General features: G+C 62.2%; 16 protein-coding genes and 1 other RNA gene. 5 read left to right on the top strand and 12 right to left on the bottom strand.

What is annotated here, in order from left to right:
- Positions 1–79: 79 nt before the first annotated feature.
- Positions 80–1,534: a glucosyltransferase domain-containing protein gene (locus CFR76_RS00365; RefSeq protein ID WP_110555332.1), complete on the top strand. Its 1,455-nt coding sequence runs from the start codon at positions 80–82 to the stop codon at positions 1,532–1,534.
- A gap of 323 nt (positions 1,535–1,857) precedes the next feature.
- Here CFR76_RS00365 and rpsA read toward each other — a convergent pair whose 3' ends face one another.
- The 3 genes from rpsA to aroA form a co-directional block, all read right to left on the bottom strand.
- Entirely contained in the window at positions 1,858–3,573 is a 1,716-nt protein-coding gene (gene rpsA, locus CFR76_RS00360) for a 30S ribosomal protein S1 (protein WP_110555331.1), read from the bottom strand.
- Between the two features lie 275 nt (positions 3,574–3,848).
- Entirely contained in the window at positions 3,849–4,490 is a 642-nt protein-coding gene (locus tag CFR76_RS00355) for a (d)CMP kinase (protein WP_110555330.1), read from the bottom strand.
- Entirely contained in the window at positions 4,487–5,839 is a 1,353-nt protein-coding gene (gene aroA, locus CFR76_RS00350) for a 3-phosphoshikimate 1-carboxyvinyltransferase (RefSeq protein WP_110555329.1), read from the bottom strand. Before aroA ends, CFR76_RS00355 begins: the two co-directional genes overlap by 4 nt.
- A 178-nt stretch (positions 5,840–6,017) precedes the next feature.
- On the opposite strand from aroA, the gene CFR76_RS00345 reads away from it, so the two are divergent.
- Positions 6,018–6,353, top strand: a complete 336-nt coding sequence (locus CFR76_RS00345; protein WP_208623903.1) for a TIGR02300 family protein — start codon at positions 6,018–6,020, stop codon at positions 6,351–6,353.
- 43 nt (positions 6,354–6,396) lie between these two features.
- On the opposite strand, the gene folB is transcribed toward CFR76_RS00345, so the two are convergent.
- From folB to CFR76_RS00300, 9 genes are all read right to left on the bottom strand, one after another.
- Positions 6,397–6,798, bottom strand: a complete 402-nt coding sequence (folB, locus tag CFR76_RS00340) for a dihydroneopterin aldolase (RefSeq protein WP_110555327.1) — start codon at positions 6,796–6,798, stop codon at positions 6,397–6,399.
- A 24-nt stretch (positions 6,799–6,822) separates the two neighbouring features.
- On the bottom strand, positions 6,823–7,608 hold the full coding sequence (locus CFR76_RS00335) for an SDR family oxidoreductase (RefSeq protein ID WP_110555326.1): 786 nt from the start codon (positions 7,606–7,608) through the stop codon (positions 6,823–6,825).
- Positions 7,605–8,201, bottom strand: a complete 597-nt coding sequence (gene recR, locus CFR76_RS00330) for a recombination mediator RecR (protein WP_010513139.1) — start codon at positions 8,199–8,201, stop codon at positions 7,605–7,607. Before recR ends, CFR76_RS00335 begins: the two co-directional genes overlap by 4 nt.
- A 22-nt stretch (positions 8,202–8,223) precedes the next feature.
- Positions 8,224–8,547: a YbaB/EbfC family nucleoid-associated protein gene (locus CFR76_RS00325; protein WP_010506817.1), complete on the bottom strand. Its 324-nt coding sequence runs from the start codon at positions 8,545–8,547 to the stop codon at positions 8,224–8,226.
- A gap of 15 nt (positions 8,548–8,562) precedes the next feature.
- On the bottom strand, positions 8,563–10,569 hold the full coding sequence (locus CFR76_RS00320) for a DNA polymerase III subunit gamma/tau (protein ID WP_110555325.1): 2,007 nt from the start codon (positions 10,567–10,569) through the stop codon (positions 8,563–8,565).
- A gap of 66 nt (positions 10,570–10,635) precedes the next feature.
- Positions 10,636–10,730, bottom strand: an RNA gene (gene ffs, locus CFR76_RS00315) — signal recognition particle sRNA small type.
- 70 nt (positions 10,731–10,800) lie between these two features.
- The gene (gene ggt / locus CFR76_RS00310) at positions 10,801–12,576 is read right to left on the bottom strand and encodes a gamma-glutamyltransferase (RefSeq protein WP_110555533.1); all 1,776 of its coding nucleotides are present in this window, start codon (positions 12,574–12,576) and stop codon (positions 10,801–10,803) included.
- Positions 12,577–12,805: 229 nt separating this feature from the next.
- Entirely contained in the window at positions 12,806–13,612 is an 807-nt protein-coding gene (gene map / locus CFR76_RS00305) for a type I methionyl aminopeptidase (RefSeq protein ID WP_110555324.1), read from the bottom strand.
- A 139-nt stretch (positions 13,613–13,751) separates the two neighbouring features.
- Complete coding sequence (locus CFR76_RS00300; protein ID WP_110555323.1) at positions 13,752–14,891, bottom strand: D-alanyl-D-alanine carboxypeptidase family protein; 1,140 nt, start codon at positions 14,889–14,891, stop codon at positions 13,752–13,754.
- A gap of 312 nt (positions 14,892–15,203) precedes the next feature.
- Here CFR76_RS00300 and clpS point away from each other — a divergent pair, with 312 nt between their 5' ends.
- The 3 genes from clpS to CFR76_RS00285 all read left to right on the top strand — a co-directional run bounded on the left by clpS (position 15,204) and on the right by CFR76_RS00285 (position 18,466).
- On the top strand, positions 15,204–15,584 hold the full coding sequence (gene clpS / locus CFR76_RS00295; RefSeq protein WP_038508861.1) for an ATP-dependent Clp protease adapter ClpS: 381 nt from the start codon (positions 15,204–15,206) through the stop codon (positions 15,582–15,584).
- A 162-nt stretch (positions 15,585–15,746) separates the two neighbouring features.
- Positions 15,747–18,077 (top strand): ATP-dependent Clp protease ATP-binding subunit ClpA, encoded by a 2,331-nt coding sequence (clpA, locus tag CFR76_RS00290; protein ID WP_110555322.1) that lies wholly within the window; start codon positions 15,747–15,749, stop codon positions 18,075–18,077.
- Positions 18,078–18,163: 86 nt separating this feature from the next.
- On the top strand, positions 18,164–18,466 hold the full coding sequence (locus tag CFR76_RS00285) for a YnfA family protein (protein ID WP_110555321.1): 303 nt from the start codon (positions 18,164–18,166) through the stop codon (positions 18,464–18,466).
- The last annotated feature ends 44 nt before the right edge of the window (positions 18,467–18,510 follow it).

The raw sequence follows: 18,510 nt of genomic DNA, 5'->3' as shown, positions 1-18,510 counted from the left end.
CGGGCAGGAAGCTCAATATGGAAAAGGAAACAATTCCATGTTATAAATATTTTTTACAATAAATACAATGCGGTGATGTATGATAAATATAAACAAAAAAGAAAAAACCTTATTCATATATTTAATGTTGAGTGGATTTTTCTATATTTTACCTTTTATCGTAAGCAATGTTTATTACGTAGATGACTATAGACGATCTTTTGGGGATTATTATGGGTGGGAAAAAGATGGTCGACCATTAGCTAACTTTTTTATGTTTTTATTAACTTATTCCAACCGTGGCGTTGATATATTTCCCCTTCCCATTTTGCTTTCTTTACCTATTCTGGCCCTTAGTGGCATGATTATATGCAGAAATGTATTTTACAAAGAAAGCCTAATTAAAAAAGTTATTATATCTTTACCTATCTTAATCAATCCTTTTTTCCTAAACAACCTATCTTTCCGGTTTGATTGCTGGACCATGGCCATAGCGCAGCTTATGGCTACGATTGCAGCATTGTCATATAGAGAAAAAACAATCACACATTATGCAATCAGGTTGCTTATTCTCACTGCCATTCTATCCACATATCAAGCTTCTATGGATTTTTATATTTCTTTGTGCTTTTTATTTTATATATTATCAATATTAGACAATAAATCATTCAAGAATTCATCAATAAATTTCATTAAAGATCTATCCTTGGCGGCATTTTCTTTTGCAATATATAAAATTTCTGTTTTGCCATTTATAAATTTTAAAAATTACAGCAAACAACATAGCTCCTTTATAATTATAGATGAAAATTTCTTTCATACTCTTGTCCAGAACATAAAAATGTTCCTTCATCTCTTACTTACCGTTCCGAAACCTTATATGTTTTCTATAATTGCGATGTTCATATTTTCTATATTTTTGTCTAAAAACAATGATGGAAATTTTAATATAAGTAAAAAGATCATGATTTTTTGCAGCCTTGTTTTTTTCTTATTTTTTACACCAGGGTTATGTCTTCTTTTAAATAACCCCGTTGTATCTTATCGCGTCCTGCTTGGATTCCCTCCCCTTGTTATGTTTTTATTTTATCTTTCATTTCATTCTAATTTAAAATTTATCGGTAGCGCTTTTATTGCATTGAATCTATTTTCAACAATTTCAACCTGTTATGCATATGGAAATGCACTTACCGCGCAGAATGCTTATCGTGACATTCTGGCAAATGAAATTTTCAGTAAACTTTTGGAAAATGGGTATAAGAAAAATGACAAGATTGTCATGATAGGCAATGAACCCATATCTCCTGCCAGTATTGCCGCAATTAAATCGAACCGTACATTAGCCAATCTGATGCCTACCATGCTTGGAGACAGCGCAGGGTGGGGATATTGGGTCCTGCCCAAATTCGGAGCAGGATATAATCCCCCAAGCGCAACCGAACAAGCTTCTGCAAAAGAAAGCATTGCTGGAAGAAAACCCGATTATTCCGACATCAGGTTCTCTCTATACAAAGAAGATCAATACTTTGTCATTAATATCAACGATGAAAAATAATATCTGCAAATAAGTTATGGGATACACCTACCAATATTCAGGCTACTGAATGGTGCATTCCACTCACAACTACATGAATGGCCAAACTTACCTATCCTGCAAACAGAGCCATTGAAAATGCTTTCGTACTGGATGGTTATGGCTATCCCCATATCTGACCGCATCATACGGTCAGAGACTCCATGATCACAGTATGAGCCGGGCCTCCACAACCCAACGTTGTCCCATAACCCATAAAAAAAGGACGATGCATCGCTGCATCGTCCCCCTTTCTGGCGCATAACCCGGGCTGCCTGAACAGCCTGGGGGTTATGCGGCCGGGATCAGTTCTCGGCGTTACGGCGACGGATCGCGGCACCCAGAATGTCACCCAGCGAAGCCCCGCTATCGGACGAACCGTAGTCGGAAATCGCCTGCTTGTCTTCCTCGACCTCACGGCCGCGGATGGTCAGGGCCAGCTTGCGGGCCGCGCGGTCAACCGAGACAACCTTCGCATCGACGCGCTCGCCAACGGCGAAACGCTCCGGACGCTGGTCGGCCTTGTCGCGGGCCAGTTCCGCACGGCGGATGAAGCCGGTCAGAACGTCGTCAACCTTCACCTCAATGCCATTCGACTGAACAGCGGTCACGATGCAGGTCACGACGGCGCCCTTCTGCACCTTGCTCAGGGTATCAGCGGCCGGATCTTCATGCAGCTGCTTGATACCGAGCGAGATGCGCTCCTTCTCCACGTCCACGTCCAGAACCTTGGCCTTCACGACCTGGCCCTTTTCGTAGTGGCTCATGGCGACTTCGCCCGGCTCGTCCCAGGACAGGTCGGACATGTGAACCATGCCGTCGATATCCGCGGACAGGCCGATGAACAGGCCGAACTCGGTAATGTTGCGGATCTCGCCTTCCACCACGGAACCAACCTTGTGTTCCTCGGCGAACTGCTCCCACGGGTTGCGCTGCACCTGCTTCAGGCCCAGCGAGATGCGGCGCTTCGCGCTGTCCACATCCAGGACCATCACATCGACTTCCTGCGAAGTGGCGACGATCTTGCCCGGATGGACGTTCTTCTTCGTCCAGGACATTTCGGACACGTGCACCAGACCCTCGACGCCCGGCTCCAGCTCCACGAATGCACCGTAATCGGTGATGTTCGTGACGCGACCGGTGTAGCGGGCACCCGGCGGGTACTTGATCGCCACGTTTTCCCACGGGTCAGCTTCAAGCTGCTTCATGCCCAGCGAGATACGCTGCGTATCGGGGTTGAAGCGGATGACCTGCACGCGGACCGGCTGGCCGATCTGCAGCGCCTCGGACGGGTGGTTGATGCGCTTCCATGCGATATCGGTCACATGCAGCAGGCCATCGACGCCGCCCAGGTCCACGAACGCACCGTAATCGGTGATGTTCTTGACCACGCCGTCAAGGATCATGCCTTCCTTCAGGCCCTGGATCAGTTCGCTGCGCTGTTCCGCACGGGTCTCTTCCAGAACCGCGCGACGCGAGACGACGATGTTGCCGCGTGCGCGATCCATCTTCAGGATCTGGAACGGCTGGGGCACGCCCATCAGCGGGGTCACGTCGCGCACGGGGCGGATGTCCACCTGGCTGCCGGGCAGGAACGCCATCGCGCCGCCCAGGTCAACGGTGAAGCCACCCTTGACGCGACCATAGATGGTGCCGTTGACGCGCTGGTTGTTCTCGAACGCCTTTTCCAGGTTCGACCAGGCTTCCTCGCGGCGGGCCTTTTCGCGCGACAGGACGATGGACCCGTCACGGTCTTCGTACCGCTCGACAAACAGTTCGATGACGTCACCCGGCTTGACATCGGGGGTAACGCCCGGCGGACCGAATTCCTTCAGGGCGACGCGCCCTTCGCTTTTCAGGCCGACATCGACGATCGCGTATTCATCCGTCAGGCGAACGACGCGGCCAGTGACAACGGAACCGTCAAACGCGGAATCGCGACCAAGGGTTTCCTCAAGAAGGGCGGCAAAGTCCTCGCCACCCTTATGGTCGGCGACGGGCTGTGTTGTGGCTGAAGCCATGAGCTACTCGTAAATCCTGTAACCCTGTTCCACCCATCGGGCAGATAGGGACAATCCTGCGCCCCCGCCTGCCCGCACATACGCGGGACAATGGGAACGGCTTGCCCGGCGGATACGCCACGACACGGTCGCGGCCCGCCTGACGGCCAAAATTGACGCCATACCCCGCGCCACGCGGGCGCGTGGGGCATATACTGTTGTGCACAGACACCCTATGGGCGGCGTATGTCAATAAAAACCCGCAAGAGGGGAGGAGGTTCCCACACAAAATCGCCCTAGCGCATCATGCGCGCCACGATCCGCAGGGCTTCGGCCAGCACTTCGTCGGCGCTCAGGCCATCGGTCTCGATGCGCACGGCATCGCCTGCGGCGCGCAGGGGGGCGACGGCGCGGCTTGAATCGGCCATGTCACGGGCTTCGATCTCACGCTCGACCCGGGTAATCTGGTCCTCGCGGTCAGGTGCGTCGGGATCGGTCGCAAGCTGTTCCCACCGCCGCGTGGCCCGCGTGCGTGGCGAGGCGGTAATGAACAGCTTGACCGGGGCATCGGGGAAGATGACCGTCCCGATATCGCGCCCGTCCAGCACCGCGCCATGCTCGCCCGCAAAACGGCGCTGCACGTCAACCAGCACGCGGCGCACGGCGGGCTGGGCCGCGACAAGGCTGGCCGCGCGATCGACCTCGGGCACGCGCAGGTCGGTGCGGCTGAGGTCCTCCAGCCCGACACTGGCGGCGAATTCCTCCGCCGGTCCCCGCGCCGGGTCATGCCCCGCGTCGATCATGCGCCGCCCCGTGGCGCGGTACAGCAGCCCCGTATCAAGGTAGGGCAGGCCAAGCGCCTGCGCCAGCCGCTTCGCCAGCGTGCCCTTGCCCGCGGCCGCGGGGCCGTCAACGGCTATGACCAGCCGCCGGGTCATGCCGCAAGCCCGGCGCCGATGCTGTCCATGAGCGTGATGAAACCGGGGAAGCTGGTATCGATGAACGCGGTATCATCAACGCGGACCGGCTGCCCCGCCGCAAGGCCCATCACGACCGCGCTCATGGCCAGGCGGTGGTCCATGCGGGTCTGGACCAGGCCGCCACCGGGAATCGCCCCACCCGTGCCATGCACGATCATGTCATCGCCCACGACCTCGACCTTCACGCCACCGGCTTCCAGCATGGCGACGGTGGCGGACAGGCGGTCGCTTTCCTTCACACGCAGTTCCTCCAGCCCGCGAAAGCGCGACTGCCCCGTGGCGTGGGCCGCGACCACCGCAAGGATGGGATATTCGTCAATCATGGACGGCGCGCGGGTGGCGGGCACGTCCACGCCATGCAGGGCGCCCGCGGTGGCGGTGATGTCGCCCACAGGCTCGCCCCCTTCCACGCGTTCATTGCTGATGACCAGGTCCGCGCCCATTTCCCTGAGCGACGTGAACAGCCCGGTGCGCAGCGGGTTCAGCCCCACGCCGCGCACGCTGACCTTCGATCCCGGCACCAGCAGGGCCGCCGCCAGAATGAACGCCGCCGATGACGGATCGCCCGGCACCACGATGTCGCGCGCCACCAGTTCGGGCCGCCCCTGCAGGGTAATGACCCGGCCACCGGCCCCCATGGGTTCGACGCGCACGGTGGCGCCGAAATGGCGCAGCATGTTTTCGGTATGGTCACGGGTGGCCACGGGTTCTTCCACCCGGGTTTCGCCCACGGCGTTCAGTCCCGCCAGCAGCACGGCCGACTTCACCTGCGCCGACGCCACCGGCAGGCGATAGGACAGCGGGGGCGGGTTGGCGTTGCCCTGTATGGCCAGCGGCAGGCGGCCGCCCTGACGCGACAGGAACACCGCACCCGTGGCCGCCAGCGGGTCCATCACCCGCCTCATCGGGCGGCTGCGCAGGCTGGCGTCCCCCGTCATGATGGCGGTAAGGCCATGGCTTGCCAGGATGCCCGACAGCAGGCGCGCCGCCGTGCCCGAATTGCCCATGTCCAGCACGTCCGCCGGTTCGTGCAGCCCGTCCAGCCCGCAGCCCCGCACCGTCCAGTTCCCGATCCCCGTACGGGTGATCTCCGCGCCCAGCGCGCGCATGGCGTCGGCGGTGCGCAGCACGTCCTCGCCTTCCAGCAGGCCGGTGATGTGGGTCGTGCCACGGGCAAGGGCCGCGAACATCAGCGAACGGTGGCTGATCGATTTGTCACCCGGTACCTGAAGCGAACCGGAAAGGGGCGCGCGCGGGGCCTGGACCGTCAGCGCGCGGACGGAAGATTGGACGTGATCGGTTTTCATACGTCATCCAATTCCGTATTCCGGGTGGCAAAGTCAATCGCAGATCGGCATGATCGCCCCACCGGCGCATGCCCCGGTGTTTGACATTACGCCTACAAACTGGCATGGGGCTGCGCCTTTTGCCACTTCCGGATACCGTGGCTTCATTCATAATCAAAACAGGATCGACAGGTTCAAGATGGCTCAGTCCAACCTCGGCACCAAACGTGTCTGTGTCTCCTGCAGCGCCCGTTTCTACGATCTGAACAAGAATCCGGCCGTCTGCCCCAAATGCGGCGCTGAACAGCCCGTGGAACTGCCCCGCGTCCGTCGCCCGGTGGAAGCTGCCCCCGAATCCAAGCCCAAGACGGCGGATGACGCGCTGGAAAATGATGTCGACGTCGATCTGGATGCCGATGCGGATGCCGATGATGCGGTGCTGCCGGATGACGCGGGCCTTGATGACGATGATGACGACGATATCAGCAGCGCCAACATCGACGTGAAGACCGACAAGGACGACCACGACAACTGACCTGCCCCGGCCCGGAACGTGCTGTCCCGGGCCGTTTTTGCATTCAGGCGTCCGGGTTGCGGCGTTCGATCTCGACCCCGACCGATTCGGCGTCGTCAAAGATATCCAGCTTTTCCACGCGGACACGTGTAATGCGCACACGCCTGTCCGCCAGTACGCCCGCCGCGATTCGTTCGGCCAGCGTTTCCACAAGTGCCACATGCCCCTGCGCCACCAGTTCGCGCACCAGCAGCACCACACGTTCATATGATACCGTGCGGCCCAGATCGTCCGGCCCCACGTCCAGTGTCGCACTGTCCGGCACGCCAAAGGCCACGTTGACGCGGATGCGCTGGGTCACGCCCTGTTCATGCGCGAACACGCCGATATGGGCGTCCAGCACCATATTGCGCACGAACAGGCAGCGCAGCGGCTGCGATTCATTCCATGGCGGCAGCAGGGACATGATCGATCCAGTCGGTTGAAATGGTCAGGCCGGGCGCGGGGCGGGCGACCACTGCATGTGCTGCCCCCCGTCAAGGGCCAGCATCTGCCCGGTCACGGACGGCAGGCACAGCAGCGACAGCGCCGCGCGTGCGATTTCATCCGGCGTCGCCCCATGCCCCAGCGGGACGGAGGCACATTGCCGGGCGAAATGCGCCGCCGTCTGCCGTGGCGTGGGCAGCACCGGGCCGGGACCGATGGCGTTGACCCGGATACGACGCGACGCCAGCGCCAGCGCCATGGTCTGCGTCAGCGTCCACAGCGCGGCCTTGGACACGGTATAACTGACAAAATGCGGGGTCAGCGACCATACGCGCTCATCGAGCATGTTCAGCACCATGCCTTCCGCGCCGGGGGGCAGCAGGCGGGCGAATTCCTGCATCAGCACGAAGGGCGCGCGGGTATTGGATTCCATATGCCCGTCCCACCCCGCCCGTGTCGCGTCATCCCATTCATCACGGTGGAATGTGCTGGCATTGTTGACCAGCACGCCCACCGGCCCCAGCGCGTGCGTGACGGCGGGCAGCAGGGGGGAAACCGATGCCTCATGTGACAGGTTGGCCTGAAAGACCGCCGCCCCGCGGCCAAGGGCGCGGATTTCCGCCGCTGTCCGTTCGGCCGCATCAGCGGATTCGTTGTAATGGATGGCAATATCGAAACCCGCGCGCGCCAGTTCCAGCGCAATAGCGCGGCCAAGCCGGGCTGCGCCCCCCGTCACCAGCGCCACGCGCGGGATGGCGGTGGGCACGGGCCATGGGAATGGATCGCTCACGCGGGCCTGCGCGCCATGATGGCGGCGGCCAGCGTCCCGTCATCCAGTACGTCCAGCGCGCCGCCCACCGGCACGCCCTGCCCCACGCGGCTGACCTGCACATCAAAGCGGGCGAGGCGTTCATGCAGCCAGTGCATGGTGGTCGCCCCTTCCACCGTGGTGCCCAGCGCAAGGATGACCTCGCGCACGCCCCCTGCGGCGATGCGATCGAACAGGGGCTGCACGTTCAGGTCATCCGGCCCCATGCCCGACAGGGCGGACAGCGTGCCGCCCAGAACCTGGTACACGCCACGATGCACGCCCGCGCGTTCCAGCGCCCACAGGTCGCCCACGTTTTCCACCACGCAGACCAGTCCGTCATCACGCGCGGGATCGGCGCAGATGCCGCACGGGTCGGTCGTGTCGAGGTTGCCACAGGTCGAACAGGTGCGCACCGCGCGCGCGGCCTGTTCCATCGCTTCGGCCAGGGGCAGCATCCGTGCATGGGGCTGGCGCAGCAGGGCAAGGGCCGCGCGCCGGGCCGAACGCGGCCCCAGCCCCGGCAGGCGGCCCAACAGGGTCACCAGCCGGTCGATTTCGCCCCTGCCGCTCATGCATGTCCCCCGGTATGACGGATCAGAACGGGAATTTCATCCCGCCCGGCAGGCTCAGGCCGCCGGTGACCTTCTTCATTTCCTCACTGGCCGTCGCATCCAGCTTCTTGCGCGCATCGGCGCTGGCCGCAAGGATCAGGTCCTGCAGCATTTCCATCTCGGCCGGGTCAGCCAGCTTGGGGTCGATGCGGATCGCCTTCATGTCGCCCTTGCCGTTCATGGTGATGGTCACCATGCCAGCGCCCGCGCTGCCTTCGATCGTCATGTCTTCCAGCTTGGCCTGCATTTCTTCCATGCGGGCCTGCATCTGTGTGGCCTGCTTCATCAGGCCGGCAAGATTTTTCATGTCCAGTTGCTCTCCTCAGGCAAAATCATCTGAATCCAGATCGTCCTCTTCTACCAGATCGGCATCAAGAGGCGCGAATTCGAGATCCGGGGCCAGATTTCCGGCCGCCATTTCTTCGGGTGGCAGGCCATAGTCATCCAGCGCGTGGTCCGTGACCTCACCCAGGCGGGCGGTCGGGAAAACCTGCATCGCCGCCTGCACCAGCGGGTGCGCCTGCGCCGCCGCCCGGTGCAGCTGGATGATCTCGGCCCCCTGCTCGGCCAGGGTCGCCTCCCCTTCCTCTTCCGACAGGCGCACCTGCCATGCGGGGTCGCCGGTGCCTTCGCGCAGCACGGTTTCCAGCCGCCGGGCAAGGCCGGGCAGGCTGTTGCGCTCGATCCGTATCTCGATCAGCGGCGGGGCAAAGGATACCAGATGCGTCGCATGGCGCAGGTGGCCATGCAGCATGGCGTCACGGCCTGATACGAACGCCACCGCCTCGCGCCACGTGCGCGGCGGGGCGACGGGGTCCGGCATGGGCGCGGTTTCCGCCACCTTTCCGGTGCGGGGCGCCGGTTGCGGCGTGGTTTCAACCCGCATGCCGCCATTGGCCACCATGCGGACCCCACCGCCACCATTCGGGTTCCCGCTGGTGGTGGGCGGCGCGGGGGCGGCTGGCGTGGCCGCACCACCACCATCCCCCGCCGGTTCCGACACGCGCAGGGGGGCGGCCTGCGCATCCTGTCCCAGCATCCTGCGCACAAGGTCGCCCGGCGGCGGCAGGTCGGCCACGTAACACAGGCGGATCAGCACCATTTCGGCCGCCTGCCTGCGATCCGGGGCCTGTTCGACTTCCGACAGGCCCTTGAGCAGCATCTGCCATGTCCGCCCCAGCACCGGCACGGGCACGCGCTCGGCCAGGGCCGCGCCCCGCTCGCGCTCGGCTTCGGGCAGTTCGGGATTATTGCGCAGCGCCGGAATCGCCTTGATGCGCGACACGGTATGCACCAGTTCCAGCACATCGCCGAGCATCACACCCAGATCGCCGCCACGCACATAGACATCCGCCGTGATGGCCAGCGCCCGGTCGGGCCTGCCCTCCAGCACCGCATCCAGCAGGTCGAACACCAGCCCGCGATCCGCCAGCCCCAGCATGCCGGCGACAAGATCCACCCCGATGGGGGCCGCATCCGTGCCGCCTTCGCCATCCAGCGTGCCCTGGGCAATGGCCTGGTCCAGCAGCGACAGCCCGTCACGCACCGACCCGTCGGCCGCGCGTGCGATCAGCGACAGGGCATCGGGGGAAAAGCGGACATGTTCGGCCTGCGCCACCCGGTCGAAATGCGCGGCCAGTTCCACCTGCGGCACCCGGCGCAGGGCAAATGTCTGGCAGCGCGACAGGACGGTGACCGGCACCTTGCGCAGTTCGGTGGTGGCGAAAATGAAGGTGACCTGCGCGGGTGGTTCCTCCAGCGTCTTGAGCAATGCGTTGAACGCATTGCGCGAGAGCATGTGCACCTCATCGATGATGAAGACCTTCATGCGCCCCTGCATGGGACGGAATCGGGTGGCCTCGATGATTTCGCGCACGTCATCGACGCCGGTGCGCGAGGCTGCGTCCATTTCCAGCACGTCGGGGTGGCGGTCCGCCAGGATGGCGACGCAGTTGGGGCAGACGCCACACGGGTCGGCCGTGGGGCCGCCCTTGCCATCCGGCCCGGTGCAGTTCAGGGCGCGGGCGATGATCCGCGCCGTGGTGGTCTTGCCCACCCCCCGCACGCCGGTCAGCATGAATGCATGCGCGACCCGGCCCAGCGCGAAGGCATTGCGCAGGATACGGACGGTCGTTTCCTGTCCGATCAGGTCATCAAAGGTCGTGGGGCGGTATTTGCGGGCCAGTACCCGATAGGGCGCCGCAGGGGCTGCATCCGGTGTTACGGGTGCGGGCGGTGGCCCTGCGTCACCAAAAAGTCCGGGGCCGTCTGCGGGCGGTGCAGGCAGCCCGGCCTCCTCGGAACGATCCTGATCCGACGGGACGGTCATTGATGCATCCGGGCTGGAGAAGTGGCGCGTGCGCCTGATGCGCCATCGCGACACGGAAACTTTCGGGTGGAAGACCGGCCATAACCCGGACGAAACTCACTACGGCTGCTTCCTTCCGGACCTGACCAGGTTAGCAAGGTATCCGTCTACAACCGATCTCCCGAGCGGGTTCTAACACATACACCCGCCCCATGCACAAGGGGGCGTTGGAAAAAATCGCGCCCCGTCCCCTTATTCGCCGACGGCGGCACCCGACTGGTGGCGCATGTCCGCCCCGCCATAATAACGCGCCTGCCCGGCCTTCCCGATGCGCGGCCCACCGGACAGGATGCTTTCGGCCAGCCCCCATGGGGCGTGTTCCTCGATATGGTATCCCTCCCGCGTCAGGGTGCGCGCCACGGCGGGCGACAGCGCGCCGTGTTCCACCTGCACCACGTCAGGCTGCCACTGTTCATGAATGCGCGGCAGGTCAACCGCCTGCTGCACATCCAGCCCGTAATCCACCATGCCGGTCAGCACCGACAGGATGATGGTGGGAATGCGCGAACCACCGGGGCTGCCCAGTACCATGACCGGCTGCCCGTCGCGTGTGACAATGGTGGGCGCCATGGATGAAAGCGGCGTCTTGCCCGGTGCGATGGCATTGGCGGTGCTGCCGACGATGCCGAACATGTTGGGTTCACCCGGACGGCTGGAAAAATCATCCATCTCGTCATTCATCACGATGCCGGTCCGGCCCGCCACGACCCCGGCCCCGAACCAGCCGTTCAGGGTATAGGTCACGGCAACGGCGGTGCCGTCCTGATCCGCGATGGAATAGTGGGTGGTCTCTTCCTTCTCGCCCCCTGCTTCACCCGGACGCAGACTGGCGGAGGGCACGGCGTGGTTGAGCGGCAGGTACTGACGCACCTGCCGCGCATAGGCCGGGTCGGTCAGGTGGGCGACCGGGTTGGTCACGAAAGCCGGGTCGCCCAGGTCCTGCCGGTCGGCATAGGCATGGCGCATGGCCTCGACCTCGCGCTGCACGCTGGCTGCCGTATGCAGACCAAGGGCATGCATGTCGTAGCCCGACAGGATGTTGAGCATTTCGCACAATGCGACGCCGCCACCACTGGGTGGCGGGGCGGTGTCGATATGATAGCCGCGATAGTCGCACGACAGCGGGGCCATCATGCGCGTGTGGTAACGGGTGAAATCGCTGCGCGACAGGATACCGCCGCCCTTCTGGCTGCTTTTGACGATTTCCCTTGCAATCGGGCCATCATAGAACGCCCGCGCGCCATCACGCGCGATCCGTTCCAGCGTCCGGGCCAGATCGGCCTGCACCAGCCGCTCACCCGCTTCCAGCGGCGTGCCATCGGGATGCAGGAAGATCGCGCGCGCGTACGGATCCTTCGCAAAGGCCGCGGTCGCGGTATGCAGCAGGGCAACATCGCCCGGCTTCAGGATGAACCCGTCACGCGCGAGGGCGATGGCTGGCGCCATGACATCGGCACGCGGCAGCCTGCCCCAGCGGCCATGCACCGCCTCCATCCCCGCCACGGTGCCCGGCACCGCCACGGCCCGCCAGCCGGCGGTGGACGCCCCCGCGATGACGTGGCCCGACGCATCCTGGTACATGGTGGGGGTCGCGGCATCCGGTGCGTGTTCACGGAAATCGACAAAGGTGACATGCCCGTCCGGCGTGCGCAGGGTCATGAAGCCGCCACCGCCGATATTCCCCGCCGCCGGATAGACCACGGCCATGGCGTACCCCACGGCAACGGCGGCATCCACCGCATTGCCGCCGCGCGCCAGGATGTCCGTCCCCACGTGGGCGGCAAGGTCCTGCGCGCTGACTACCATCGCATGCTGCCCCGGCATGGGGGCAAGGCCCACGGCCTGTCCCGTCCGGGTGGTTTCAAAGGCCAGCGGATCGGCAACCGCGGCCCGTCCGGCATCCGGCATGCCGGTCACAAGGCAGGCAAGAAGGACCGCGCCGTACCGCAGATTACGGGAAAAAGGCATGTTGGCTCCGTTGCTGGTTTCCATTCCCTTGCATGTCACAATGGGAACCAATCTGCGGGGGCTGACTGAAAAACCAGCCTCCGCGACATCTCCTGCAATCATAAAAAAGTTTCTGGTGAAACTTTTGAAGCTTTTTTCAAAAAAACTTCGGAAGAACGCCACCTTTTGTAAAAAAGGCGGCACCCGTAAACTTTATATCCTTATCAAGAACCTGTTCCCAAAGGACCTTTCACGCAACCGGATAGGGCGGGCAGGTATAGCCAGCGGGCGACAGGGTAAAGACCTCGCACCCGTCCTCGGTCACGCCCAGCATATGCTCGAACTGGGCCGACAGGGAACGGTCGCGCGTGACGGCGGTCCATCCGTCTTCCAGTATCTTCACATCCGGACGCCCGGCGTTCAGCATCGGCTCGATGGTGAAGAACATGCCCGGCCGCAGGACCAGCCCCTCGCCCGGGCGGCCGTAATGCAGCACGTTTGGCGGGGCGTGGAAGGTGCGCCCGATTCCATGGCCACAGAAATCCTGCACGACCGAAAAACGGCGCGCTTCGGCATAGGTCTGGATGACATGCCCGATATCACCCAGCGTCGCACCCGGACGCACCGCGTCAATGGACAGCATGAGGGATTCGTACGTCGCCTCGATCAGCTTCTGCGCCTTGATGGGTACCTTGCCGACCGTGTACATGCGGCTGGTATCGCCAAACCAGCCATCCAGGATAACGGTCACATCGATATTCAAGATGTCACCATCCTTCAGTTCCCGATCACCGGGAATACCATGGCAGACGACATGGTTGATCGAGATGCAGCTGGAGGCCGGGTACCCGCGGTAACCCAGCGTCGCCGGCACCGCGCCATTGGCGATCATGAAATCATGGATCAGCCTGTCCAGCGCGCCCGTGGTGACCCCGGCGCGCACATGCGGCGTGATCATGTCCAGCGTCCGTGCGGCAAGCTGGCCTGCGGCACGCATTCCGGCAAAATCCTCGGGGGAGTGGATCTGCACCCCGCCGCCGCGCATATCGCCTTCCATGGCGTTATCCTTTCCTGTGTTCGTCACATGACCACCCGCCCGCAGTCATGAAAGGGACAACAGGAACACGCCCGGCCCGCATGCCAGCCGCGCCGGATGGATGATGTGATGCCTTCTATACAGCGCCCGGAACGCGCTGTCAGCTTCGCGCCTTCGCATGGGCATGCGTGGCATGGGCGACATGCCCCATGCCCACCAGATGCACACGGGCATGCACGACGGCGGGATGGATATGCGTGACCGTGCCATGCCCCCGGCGAAGGCGGGTATAGGACGCGGGAATCGCGGAGGCATCGGCCACTTCGTCAGGCTGCACGGGGTTGAGCCGCATGGAAGCCAGGCGCACGCCGTGCGCGCCATGCCGCCCCGCCACGCCCCCCCCGCCGGCACGCGCCAGCAGCAGCGGACGCATTGCAGGACGGGCAACGGGGGCGACAGGGGCGACACCCTTTGCCTCGAACCCGTTATCCAGCAGGGCCGCCATGGTGGCGTTGCGGCGGTTATTGGATTTCGCCCCCATCACCACGCCGATCAGGCGCACGTTATCGCGCACGGCGGAGGTGACGAGGTTATGGCCCGCCACGGCGGTGTAGCCGGTCTTCAGCCCGTCGGCACCGGGATAGGCGCCCAGCATCGGGTCATGGTTGGGCACTTCATGCCCATGGAAATAGAATCCGGGCACCGCGAAATAATGGTAGTACTCGCCGTAATCCACGATCAGGTGACGCGCCAGCACGGCAAGGTCGCGCGCCGATGTCATCTGTTCCGGATTCGGCAGGCCGGACGCATTGCGGAACACGGTGTCGTACATGCCCAGCCGGCCCGCCTCACGCGTCATCATCGCGGCGAAGCGGGTTTCATCCCCGCCACCCAGGAATTCACCCAGCGCGCAGGCGGCGTCGTTGGCGGATTTGGTGACCAGCGCCAGCACCGCCTGTTCCACCGTCAGGGTGCTGCCGGGCCGCAGCCCCAGCTTGGACGGTTCCATGGACGCGGCATGGACCGACACCGGCATGGGCTGGTCCAGCGTGACCTGACCCGTGCGCACGGCCTTGAAAGCCAGGTACAGCGTCATAAGTTTTGTCAGGCTGGCGGGATAACGCCGCAGGTCCGGGTCCTGTTCCGACAGGACGGTCCCCGTGCGGGCGTCCAGCACGATGGCGCTGACCTGCCCAACATACTGGGCACGGGCGGCCTGCATGCCGCCAAGGCCGACACACAGCCCGACGGTCGCGGTAACCTTCAGGCGGGAAAGACGGGTCATGGGGATACGGCTCATGGAATGGTGAAACCTGCGCGCGCGATGACAATCATACGGCTTGCGAGCACGCGGGCATTACCCGCCGCCCCTCCATCCATTCATGGGTTGCTTGGCTGCAACCATTCTAAAAGAAAGGTTTTCTATTCGTCCAGAGCGTATTTCCATGCCCGCCAAATGTGGCGGCCGGAAGGCCCGGGGCCGGGTGTGTAAAAAAAATCCTTGCGTCCATGGCGCGCCACCCCTTCCAACTGACGGCAAAGTTCCAATATGGTACCTGTCATGCCTGCTATTGCTCGCCCTTCCCTGCCCCGCCCCGTGCCGTCGCCCGAAATGGGCGGTGCGTACCCGCACGGACATGGTGGCAACACGCCGCCACGCCGCAACGGCGGGCAGGATTCCCCGCCCGGCAATGATGACGGCATGATCGACGTCGTCATCCGCACCCGCCCGCAGACCCGCAAGCCGGCAATGTACAAAGTGCTGATGCTGAACGACGATTATACCCCGATGGAATTCGTGGTGCATGTGCTGGAACGCTTTTTCCAGAAAAACCGCGAGGAGGCGACGGACATCATGCTGCACGTTCACAAACGTGGCGTCGGCGTGTGCGGGGTCTTTACGTATGAGGTTGCGGAAACCAAAGTAACACAGGTGATGGACCTGGCGCGCCAGAACCAGCACCCGCTGCAATGCACCATCGAGAAGGACTGACCCCTACGGACAAGCGCATCTTACCGGCCCCGTCGCGATCGGATCGCGTTCCATGGCATTTTGTGCTGGCATTTCCACTGCAACGGGGCGAGGATTGTCCCGACTTACCGGTTATGATCTCCGGGGCCTGGGTGGCCCCTCTTGGAAAAGGAGCGTCTCGGCATGTTGTCACGTAATCTTGAACAGACGCTTCACCGTGCGCTGACACTGGCCGGCGACCGCCGGCACGAATACGCAACGCTTGAACACCTCCTGCTCGCCCTGATCGATGACCCGGATGCCGTGACGGTGTTCCGCGCCTGCGGGGTTGACCTGACCAAGCTGCGCACCGACCTGACCGACTTCCTTGACAAGGATCTCGCGGGGCTTGCCGCCGACCGTACCGTTGACCCCAAGCCGACCGCGGCCTTCCAGCGCGTGATCCAGCGCGCCGCCATCCATGTGCAGTCCACCGGCCGCGACGAGGTGACGGGGGCGAACGTGCTGGTCGCCCTGTTTGCCGAACGCGAAAGCCACGCTGTCTATTTCCTGCAGTTGCAGGACATGACACGGTTGGACGCAGTCAACTTCATCTCCCACGGAATCGCCAAGGCACCCGACCGCTCCACGCGCCGGCCCGTCGCCGGCAGCGCGCCCGAAGGGAATGAAAGCGAGGAACGGGGCAAGACCGGGCAGAAAAGCCAGGATGCGCTGTCCACTTACTGCACCAACCTCAACGAGAAGGCGCAGGAAGGCAAGGTTGACCCGCTGATCGGCCGCGACTCCGAAATCGAGCGCACGATCCAGATCCTGTGCCGCCGCACCAAGAACAACCCGCTATACGTGGGCGACCCCGGCGTGGGCAAGACCGCCATCGCCGAAGGGCTGGCCAAGCGCATTGTCGAAGGCGACGTGCCCGAAGTGCTGCTCAATTCCACGATCTATTCGCTGGACATGGGCGCGCTGCTGGCGGGCACCCGCTACCGTGGCGATTTCGAGGAACGGCTGAAGGCGGTCGTGACCGAACTGGACAACAATCCCGGCTCCATCCTGTTCATTGACGAAATCCATACGGTGATCGGCGCGGGGGCGACATCGGGCGGGGCGATGGATGCGTCCAACCTGCTCAAGCCCGCCCTGGCCGCCGGCACGCTGCGCTGCATGGGTTCGACCACGTACAAGGAATACCGCCAGCATTTTGAAAAGGACCGCGCGCTGGTGCGGCGGTTCCAGAAGATCGATGTGGCGGAACCCTCGGTCGATGACGCGGTCAAGATCCTGCGCGGCCTGAAGGTCAATTACGAAAAGCACCACAAGGTGCGTTACACCGATGATGCGATCAAGGGTGCGGTGGAACTGTCCGCCAAGTACATCCACGACCGCAAGCTGCCCGACAAGGCCATCGACGTGATCGACGAGGTTGGCGCGTCGCGCATGCTGGTGCCCGAAAACCGCCGCCGCAAGACGGTCACGCTGAAGGATGTGGAGGATATCGTCGCCAAGATCGCGCGCATCCCGCCCAAGAGCGTCTCGTCCGACGACAAGGAAACGCTGCGTTCGCTGGAGCGTGACCTCAAGGGCATGGTCTACGGGCAGGACAAGGCGATCGAGGCCCTGACGGCCGCGATCAAGCTGTCGCGCGCCGGACTGCGTGACCCGGAAAAGCCGATTGGCAACTACTTGTTCTCCGGCCCCACGGGCGTCGGCAAGACGGAAGTGGCCAAGCAGCTTGCCAGCACGCTGGGGATTGAACTGATCCGTTTCGACATGTCGGAATACATGGAACGGCATTCGATCTCGCGCCTGATCGGCGCGCCGCCGGGCTATGTCGGCTTTGACCAGGGTGGCCTGCTGACCGACGCCATCGACCAGCACCCGCATGCGGTCCTGCTGCTGGATGAAATCGAGAAGGCGCACCAGGACCTGTACAACGTCCTGCTGCAGGTGATGGACCACGGAAGGCTGACCGACCATAACGGCAAGACGGTCGATTTCCGCAACGTGGTCCTGATCATGACCACCAACGCGGGTGCCGCGGACCTGAGCAAGGAGGCGATCGGCTTTGGCCGCACGTCGCGCGAAGGCGAGGACGAGGATGCGATCAAGCGCCTGTTCACGCCGGAGTTCCGCAACCGGCTTGATGCGATCATCCCGTTCGCCAACCTGTCGCCGCATGTGGTGGACCGGGTGGTGGAGAAGTTCATCTTCCAGCTGGAAGCCCAGCTTGCGGACCGTAACGTGATGATCGAAATCTCGTCGGCCGCGCGCGAATGGCTGGCGGAACGTGGTTACGACCGCCTGTATGGCGCGCGCCCGCTGGGCCGTGTCATTCAGGAATACATCAAGAAGCCGCTGGCGGAAGAACTGCTGTTCGGCAAGCTGACCAAGGGTGGCGTCGCCAAGATCACCCTCAAGGATGGCGCGCTGGACTTCGAATACATCTCGCAGGCGGAAAACCCGTCCACCGAAGGGGACGAAGGCGACAGCACGCGGGAAGAGGAAGCCGCCGACTGACAAGGCCCTTGTGGCTATCGCCTGAAAATGACAGGGACCAGAAATGGTCCCTGTTTTTTTGTACTCCCCGCCCCCGAAAGGACTCCATGCTGACCGCCGCCATATATATTCCCGCCGCATTCGCGGAAATCTGCGGGTGTTTCTGTTTCTGGGCGTGGATGCGCCTGGGGCGTCCGGCACTGGTGCTGGTGCCGGGCTGCCTGTCGCTGGTGCTGTTCGCGTGGCTGCTGACATTCAGCCCGGCCGATAACGCGGGCCGGGCCTATGCCATTTATGGGGGGGTCTATATTGCCGCCAGCCTGATCTGGTCGTGGCTGGTGGAAAAGCTGCCACCTGATCGCTGGGATATTGGCGGGGCCGCCATCATCCTGCTGGCCCCACGCGGCTGAATAAGTCATTGATAAAAAACAGAAGTTTTTGGTAAAGCTTTTTT

Source organism: Komagataeibacter swingsii, from assembly GCF_003207895.1.
Lineage (GTDB): Bacteria > Pseudomonadota > Alphaproteobacteria > Acetobacterales > Acetobacteraceae > Komagataeibacter > Komagataeibacter swingsii.
The sequence above is the reverse complement of the archived record's forward strand: the minus strand, read 5'-3'. Positions and strand labels throughout refer to the sequence as shown.

Bases quoted from the DNA above. Each gene is read 5' to 3' on its own strand.
- CFR76_RS00365 (WP_110555332.1), top strand. From the start codon at position 80: ATGATAAATATAAACAAAAAAGAAAAAACCTTATTCATATATTTAATG.
- CFR76_RS00285 (WP_110555321.1), top strand. From the start codon at position 18,164: ATGCTGACCGCCGCCATATATATTCCCGCCGCATTCGCGGAAATCTGC.
- CFR76_RS00325 (WP_010506817.1), bottom strand. From the start codon at position 8,547: ATGAAAAATCTTGCCGGCCTGATGAAGCAGGCCACACAGATGCAGGCC.
- clpA (WP_110555322.1), top strand. From the start codon at position 15,747: ATGTTGTCACGTAATCTTGAACAGACGCTTCACCGTGCGCTGACACTG.
- recR (WP_010513139.1), bottom strand. From the start codon at position 8,201: ATGAGCGGCAGGGGCGAAATCGACCGGCTGGTGACCCTGTTGGGCCGC.
- CFR76_RS00355 (WP_110555330.1), bottom strand. From the start codon at position 4,490: ATGACCCGGCGGCTGGTCATAGCCGTTGACGGCCCCGCGGCCGCGGGC.
- clpS (WP_038508861.1), top strand. From the start codon at position 15,204: ATGGGCGGTGCGTACCCGCACGGACATGGTGGCAACACGCCGCCACGC.
- rpsA (WP_110555331.1), bottom strand. From the start codon at position 3,573: ATGGCTTCAGCCACAACACAGCCCGTCGCCGACCATAAGGGTGGCGAG.
- aroA (WP_110555329.1), bottom strand. From the start codon at position 5,839: ATGAAAACCGATCACGTCCAATCTTCCGTCCGCGCGCTGACGGTCCAG.
- ggt (WP_110555533.1), bottom strand. From the start codon at position 12,576: ATGCCTTTTTCCCGTAATCTGCGGTACGGCGCGGTCCTTCTTGCCTGC.
- CFR76_RS00345 (WP_208623903.1), top strand. From the start codon at position 6,018: ATGGCTCAGTCCAACCTCGGCACCAAACGTGTCTGTGTCTCCTGCAGC.
- CFR76_RS00320 (WP_110555325.1), bottom strand. From the start codon at position 10,569: ATGACCGTCCCGTCGGATCAGGATCGTTCCGAGGAGGCCGGGCTGCCT.
- map (WP_110555324.1), bottom strand. From the start codon at position 13,612: ATGGAAGGCGATATGCGCGGCGGCGGGGTGCAGATCCACTCCCCCGAG.
- CFR76_RS00300 (WP_110555323.1), bottom strand. From the start codon at position 14,891: ATGAGCCGTATCCCCATGACCCGTCTTTCCCGCCTGAAGGTTACCGCG.
- folB (WP_110555327.1), bottom strand. From the start codon at position 6,798: ATGTCCCTGCTGCCGCCATGGAATGAATCGCAGCCGCTGCGCTGCCTG.